Annotated in this window: 3 protein-coding genes; 2 read left to right on the forward strand and 1 reads right to left on the reverse strand. The window is 59.2% G+C overall.

Annotated features, from left to right (window positions below; genetic code table 11):
* Positions 1–64: 64 nt before the first annotated feature.
* Both GOOTI_RS01915 and GOOTI_RS24915 read left to right on the forward strand, forming a co-directional pair.
* Complete coding sequence (locus GOOTI_RS01915) at positions 65–649, forward strand: DJ-1/PfpI family protein (RefSeq protein WP_007236860.1); 585 nt, start codon at positions 65–67, stop codon at positions 647–649.
* A gap of 40 nt (positions 650–689) precedes the next feature.
* A complete protein-coding gene (locus GOOTI_RS24915; RefSeq protein ID WP_169315778.1) occupies positions 690–1,100 on the forward strand; it encodes a pyridoxamine 5'-phosphate oxidase family protein in 411 nt (136 codons plus the stop codon).
* A 66-nt stretch (positions 1,101–1,166) separates the two neighbouring features.
* Here the strand turns inward: GOOTI_RS24915 and GOOTI_RS01925 are convergent.
* The coding region (locus tag GOOTI_RS01925) for a DsbA family protein (protein ID WP_007236862.1) at positions 1,167–1,736 on the reverse strand (570 nt) is incomplete at its 5' end.

Genomic DNA, 1,736 nt, shown 5'->3' on the forward strand with positions numbered 1-1,736 from the left:
TCGGAGTGAAGTCACAGGGGTGATGCCTCGACTTCGGGCGGCATCTGGAAGGAATACTTGAGTCATGGCTGATGAATTACTCGGTGCCGCCGTTGCTTTTCTCGTCGCACCCGAGGCAGTTGACCACGCCGAACTCACGTCGTCCTGGCGAATCGTCGAGGAGACAGGCGGCAGACCGTGTCTGTTGTCGATTCGGGATGACACTGTTCGTGCTCTGCGTCGTCTTCCCGCTGCGGACAGCTTCGAGCCCAGTGATGGCCGTCAGGGCGCGACCCCGGTTAGTTTCGATGCGTTAGTGCTGCCTTGCGTGCTTGCGACCCCGGACAGTCTGCGCTTACAAGATGCCGCTGTGAAGTTTGTCCGAGAGTTTTGCGATACGGGTAAGCCCGTCGCAGCTATCGACTACGCATCGGGCGTACTGGTCAGCGCTGATGTGCTCAGCGGCAGAACCGTTACCGCCAACCCGACTCTGGAAGCCGAGATCCTCGGCGTGGGAGGTAGTTGGGTCGACAAATCTATGTTCGTCGACCGAAGTGGTTCATCCGTGCTAGTTACTGGCCGCAGCGCAGGCGATCTCGCGTTATTTGATGCGGCCCTTGTGGTGGAGTTTTCCCGGGCGACTCGGCAGAACCAAATGGGTGCGTCGTGACGATGAGAGTTTGTCGTCGAAAACATTCTTGGGAGCCACAGTGATCACGATCAGTGGAGATTCTTCATCCAGGCTCCGTGCTGCGGATTTTGGCTGGATCACGACCGTTCGGCGAGACGGGCAGCCACAGAGTTCCTATGTGTGGTTCCATTTCGACGGAGACACCATCTTCGTGATCAGTCAGCCGCGGGCCGGGAAGATCAAAAACATCGTGTCGAATTCGTTGGTGTCGTTCCATCTCGATGGCGACGGAACACTAGGAAACGGTGTCCTCACGATGGAATGTAGGGCACAGCTGGCTCCGGTCAGTGACACGCCGGAACGTCTCACCGCCTATTTGTCCAAGTACGAGTCACGTATCCGAGATGCGTTGCAATCAACGCCAAGTCGATACGCCGACGAATTCTCTGAAGGCGTGATCTTGACACCTCTCGCGATTCGCGCGTGGTAGTGCAACTGCGATACGGCAAATCTTCGTCGCCCCTAGTCAGGCCCGTTCACGCTGGGTCAGGGACTGTCACAGGGCTGGGACTTGTGTACGTGCGGCACGTCGGCTGTCCTCGAGCTCTCTGGTCAGAGTGCGGGCGTCGTAGTTGCCGAGTACTCGGCAACCCTCGATGAAGAACGTGGGTGTTTCTCGAGCGCCGCTTGCGTGCGCACTGCGCATGTCTCGCCGGACACGTTCAATGACCTCGTCGCTATCGAGATCGTCGGCGAACTGAGCTGTGTCGAGGCCGATGTCGTCGGCATATCTGAGTAGGTCGTGTCGTTCGAGGCCGTCTTGTTGATGAGCGAAGACGTAGTCGAGCCACTCCCAGAACATCTGTTGGCGGGCAGCAGCCTCTGCTGCCTGTGCTGCGAGCATCGCGTGGGGGTGGGTATCGACGAGCGGCAGGTGGCGTACGACGTACCGTAGGTCGTCACCGAAGTGATCGTGCAGATCGTCCCATCCACCGGTGGCATGAGCGCAGAAGGCACACTCGAAGTCCACGTATTCGACCAGTGTGAGTCGTGCGTCGTCCGGGCCGCGGACATGGTCGACCTCCGGGTCGACCTGTGGCTCGAGCGTCATCGGCAGGTCTGGGGG

This window comes from Gordonia otitidis NBRC 100426 (genome assembly GCF_000248075.1).
In the GTDB taxonomy this organism is placed as follows: domain Bacteria; phylum Actinomycetota; class Actinomycetes; order Mycobacteriales; family Mycobacteriaceae; genus Gordonia; species Gordonia otitidis.

Excerpts from the sequence above, each read along its gene's own strand:
- GOOTI_RS01915 (WP_007236860.1), top strand. The coding sequence starts at position 65 with ATGGCTGATGAATTACTCGGTGCCGCCGTTGCTTTTCTCGTCGCACCC.